Source organism: Alkalihalobacillus deserti (genome assembly GCF_020734105.1).
GTDB lineage: Bacteria > Bacillota > Bacilli > Bacillales > Bacillaceae_D > Halalkalibacter > Halalkalibacter deserti.
In genome coordinates, this window is record NZ_JAJAFR010000051.1 from 1 (window position 1) to 4914 (window position 4914).

Annotated in this window: 6 protein-coding genes; 3 read left to right on the plus strand and 3 right to left on the minus strand. The window is 34.0% G+C overall.

From position 1 onward, the window contains the following. Positions 1–301: 301 nt before the first annotated feature. Complete coding sequence (locus tag LDX58_RS25380; RefSeq protein WP_227940444.1) at positions 302–877, minus strand: hypothetical protein; 576 nt, start codon at positions 875–877, stop codon at positions 302–304. A gap of 717 nt (positions 878–1594) precedes the next feature. After that, positions 1595–2239: a hypothetical protein gene (locus LDX58_RS25385; protein ID WP_227940445.1), complete on the minus strand. Its 645-nt coding sequence runs from the start codon at positions 2237–2239 to the stop codon at positions 1595–1597. A 541-nt stretch (positions 2240–2780) separates the two neighbouring features. Between LDX58_RS25385 and LDX58_RS25390 the strand changes: the two genes are divergently transcribed. The 3 genes from LDX58_RS25390 (at position 2781) to LDX58_RS25400 (ending at position 4243) form a co-directional block, all read left to right on the plus strand. Then, entirely contained in the window at positions 2781–3335 is a 555-nt protein-coding gene (locus LDX58_RS25390) for a LysM peptidoglycan-binding domain-containing protein (protein WP_227940446.1), read from the plus strand. Positions 3336–3347: 12 nt separating this feature from the next. Beyond that, positions 3348–3539, plus strand: a complete 192-nt coding sequence (locus LDX58_RS25395; RefSeq protein ID WP_227940447.1) for a hypothetical protein — start codon at positions 3348–3350, stop codon at positions 3537–3539. Between the two features lie 350 nt (positions 3540–3889). Further along, positions 3890–4243, plus strand: coding sequence for a DUF3889 domain-containing protein (locus LDX58_RS25400; RefSeq protein ID WP_227940448.1), 354 nt, complete (start codon positions 3890–3892; stop codon positions 4241–4243). 60 nt (positions 4244–4303) lie between these two features. Here LDX58_RS25400 and LDX58_RS25405 read toward each other — a convergent pair whose 3' ends face one another. Next, on the minus strand, positions 4304–4726 hold the full coding sequence (locus tag LDX58_RS25405) for an Imm26 family immunity protein (RefSeq protein WP_227940450.1): 423 nt from the start codon (positions 4724–4726) through the stop codon (positions 4304–4306). Positions 4727–4914 lie beyond the last annotated feature (188 nt).

Consider the following 4914-nt stretch of genomic DNA (forward strand, 5'->3'; position numbering starts at 1 on the left):
AAAAAGATCCAAGAAACATGTAACAGAAAATAAAATAAGCCGTATATTCGATTAAAAAAGTCGTGATATACGGCTATTTGTCATGCGTACCGGTAAGGTGCGCTTATTTTTTATAATTCGGGCTTACGAATAGTTAGTCATTTTTAAGCATTATTAACTATATTGTTGGCTCCTTATCATTGTCTAATGTTAGTTCGGGTAATTTACTCTTTATTGTTCCTACTCGATGTTAACATGATTGGGCATTTCCAATAAAGTTATTGAAAGCATTTTCCAAAATAGTTAACTCCCCATACCTTTTTTATACTAAAAGATGGTTCAAGTCTTTTTGAACAAAGTATTCAGCTAAATCTTCAGGTTCCAACTCTCTTATTTCATAAACCCAATAAAATTTAGGGGCTTGTACTTCGAAATGAAGTATTTCAAACACTTCTGACTCTGAAAGTCGTCGATTACTAAGGCAAGACTCGAGTAAGATTATGTCTCTATACTTTCCAGTCATTTGTGCAAAATGGTCAATCTGCCAAACCATATAAAGAAAGTTCGAGTTTATGCTACTTAACTCTTTTGCAACAGCATTCTCTATCTCTTCCTGATTACCCAAGTAAATTTTGTGATTCATGCCTGTTGTTCGTTCAAAAGCTTTAATACTGTTAACAAGTTTAAGATTCCCTTGATCATGCCAGAAGTGATAAAGACCTTCCCCTTCCCAAATAATATCCAATAGCCTGTTGTCGTTTAAGTACATTGAAGGGTTGACAGCTTTGCGTAAAAGTTCCTCTTTACTAGTTGCATAGAACGCCCCCTTAAAACAAGAGGGTGCTCCTTCTTTTGCGACGCTATATAATATTTTGAATTGACCTATTGTTAACTTCATCTTACTTATAAACTCCCTTTCCGCGAAAAATTAGCTCAACATATGATACAAATTTATAATACATACCTTTTGTTAATATGGCGAAAAGAAGCGATAATTTAATCCTACATAATAAAAACGGAACGCCTTTGTTTAGCGTTCGTTATTTATAGATAAGAGTTTGAATTGGTATTTGGCATTTAATCCATGTATGAAATGGCAGTATTGCTGTTGTATATAAAAAGACCTTCAACATACTCCAGTATATAAAATGGTGATTTGTTGAAGGTCTTTGATTTGAGCATATTAAAGTAAAGCTCCCGTTGGTAAAAAATAATTATATTTTCACATACAAATTTAGATGATATGACCATTAACTTCAGTTGTTCTTGTACAGACACTCATTCGCAAATTGTTATTCTTTTGTTCATTTATTTTGCCTCAAAGTTCTAAGGGGTTACTCACCTACCATACCGTCCTTATCAGCATCGTGCATATAGGGATATAACCAATGTTATATTTAGGTTAGGAAAGTGAAACAGTTGACACTTAAAGGACGACACATATTAGACATATCTAATATGTGTGGTCTAATTTTATTACCTTATTCAACTATAGCCCCCTTTAGTTGAAGAAGTTGTTTTATTGCTCCACTGTCCCTAGTAAGTTTAATTTTCCATAAAGTCTTTTCGATTCTATTAGTTCATTTGCTTTATTTATATTAAGGAAGATGCCAAATTATTTCAAGTAGAATGTTGCGACTCCAAATGTGCTTGATCCCCAGCCTCGTGTTGCTGATTCGAAAGTCAAGCTCAAATCGTTGGCAATGAGATTTCCAACTTTCTTTCCGTGTGAGCGTGGTTCATTTAACGTATCACCAATCAACCATGCATCGTTGTTATCTAGACCAGTCTGTACTTTGACCTGTGTTCTACCGTCGGGCATCTTAGCTATCTTCACATCGAAAATTGTCACTTGATAACCCAATGCGATAATATCCTTCCTGATTTTTTCTTCAACCGATATAGCTTTCATTTGTGCTTCCAGAGCACCAAGACGAGATTTCAAATCATCGTTCTGAGCTTTAATAGCGTCGAAATCGGTTTTTGAGACAGTCTCGGTCTTGTTAGCTTTACCGTCGATAGCCGCCTTGTTGGCTTTGATAGCGTATTTGTTAGCCTGAATGTCAGCTTTGTTACCAGCAATGTCGTTCTTAAGTCCCGCAATCTGATTCGGTATACCTCCGTTGTTTGATAAATTTAGTTGATGTTGGTCAGTTGCGGATTTAATGTCATATTGCTTATTTGAACAAGCTACAATAGCTGCAATAGTAATAACCATTAGAGAAAACTGTAAGAATACAATAATATTCCGTTTAACCATATTTTCCTCCAGAAGTTGATAATTTTATTAATAACGTACCCTTTGGATATGAAATTATTCTCTGTTTTGAGGTTTCTAAAAAGTACCTAAGTGAATACATCTAAAATTGGATTGAGTTTAGAAAAAGGAGCAAGTTAATTATTACTTTGGCATTCGAAGATAATGTAAATTTAGTGACCAATTTTTTGTTATTTCGCGTTCTAATTCAATTGCGAATCAAGATTTTCTACTCGAAAACCGAACCCTTTACTTTAAGTCTTAGCTCCTCTTTCTTATTCAAGTAATGCACCCGTTTGTTTAAGTACACCTTTTCACAATCTTCTTATTCCAAATTAGCGACCAGCAAATTGTTTGCCAAATATAATCGCTTTCCGCACTTGCACAGCCGTGCTGGCCTCAGCATTTGCCACAGGACATGTGGTACGTCTTAGCCGAGGTTCCTACTATCCCATCAAATTATTTTAACAGATCAAAATATTTAACTTTTTTCTGTAAACACTATACTTGTTCAATAATCAATCACTAAATGGAGGAAGTTTAAATGGTTATAAACATAAGGAAGTTTATATTCGTTTTAACTGTAATGCTTGGAATTTTACTTATTCCCAGTAATTACATGTTAAACGCTCATGCAAAAACCCAAAATAATCCCATTCATTACACGATTAAAAAAGGAGATACTTTTTACTTGCTTGGATTAAGATTTAATAGCTCTATTAAAGAAATCTCAGCCTTGAACCCAAAGCTGGATCCTCATAATTTAATGATAGGAAGTAAACTTAAGTTGCCGTTCGGTTCTGGCATCAAAATACATCATGTTAAAAAAGGAGATACGCTTGAAAATATCGCCGAGAACTATAACAGTACAGTAAATATGATTGCAACAAAAAATTATATTCAAAATCCTAAACTTATCTATCCAGGGGATATTTTAGCTATTCCCGAAATAAGTGAAGAACTATTACAAATTGCTGGTGAATGGGTAAGTACTGGCACAACTCAATATCATAGTACGAAAGTGAACATTATAAGAACAGGTAGTCATACATTTAACATTTGGTTTGACGCTTGGCAAGTTAATGCATTTGGTTCTTAACAAGAAAGAGGTATGCATGGTAAAGGGACAATTAACAATGGTAAGGCAGAATTTACCATAGAGTCATATCAGCCCAATGCTAATTTAAAAGGAAAATTAATACGGCAAAATGAAAAGCTGCTGGTTGAATTTATTGGAGACCTATCGCAGTATCAAGGCTCTTATGTAGGTTTTGAAACCGAGTTTGTTCGTAAAAGACCATAAATGAGATCCACAATCCTAAAACTTACTATATTAATGGGGGTGTCCAGGAATCAGTTAAAGATGACTTTCTGGAGCCTCTTGAGTAAACAAGAATACGACAAAATTAGCCGTTATAATCAAAACTTGAAAAAGTGGTACAACATCAATTATAACACTATTACTATTTTCCAAAGACCTTCATAATCATATTCGCGTGAAGAAAATCGTACCCTTCCCTAGGATTGACTTAACTTTTATCATACCGTTAAGTTTAATTATTCAATTCAAGCCACCAATAGTTGAAGAGAATTTATCGTATAACCTGAAAAAACACGAGAAGACTAATATAAAAAAGAAGGGTTTAAAGAGTCATGAAAATATTTATATCCATTCAGTTGATATTTTGCTTATTCTTGTTTGGAGATTTTCAAATCCTTAATACTAACAATATTATAAAAGCAGAACAAGAAGTACCTCCCTACGCTAAATGGGGGGAAATAGCAATGGAAAAGACAAAAGAAAAATATCCCCAAGCCGATATTATTGATTATCTTCATATCGGTAGAGAAAAGGGAACTGAATACTCAATAGAAAAATTTAAACTTTGGCTAAAACAGGATAGTAAAGAATTCGATGTATTTGTTGATATTAAATTCAATAATGAAACAGAACAGATAATTGATATTAAATATAGGGAAACAACAAGACAATTAACTCCACGATAGAAAAAGGCGTATCTGCTTATTGTAGATACGCACCCCGTTAATTGAATAACCTTAAAAATCCTAATGCCATTTGTCTTCTCCCATAATCCTATCTATGATGTGTTGTTCATCCCATACTCCCGCAACTTCTAAATCTTTACATTCTTCCTTGGTTGCCTCCTTTATCTCACCTTTGTGATAAATAGAATATTTACCCAATATTTTGTCCTGTATATATTTAGGTGGAGGAAAGGCTTCCTCTTCATTTGAAAATGGTCGGTTTTCTACAACATCCCACTTACCAGAGGTTAAGACATCCTTGTACACTCCAATATTAAAAAGAAATTCTTCTTTATCTGGTAAATCATCAATACTATTGCCTATATGTTCATATACTCCGAAACCAGCATCTTTATATACTCTTCCAAAAGCATACTTTCCGTTCGGTAAAGGAATTGCATAAACATCACCGATTTTTAATCTTCGTCTTCTTTTACCAGTCATTTGTTATCCCTCTATTTCAGTTTAGTTATATTTATTTACTGTATATAATATCAGTTAACCTTTATTAATACAGATAGGTAAGGATTTGAAGTTATCGCTCCCTTTTCCCCCTGCTCGCACCGTACGTGCGACTTTCATCGCATACGGCGCTCCAACTAAACCAATTCATTCAATTCTATGTATTTAAT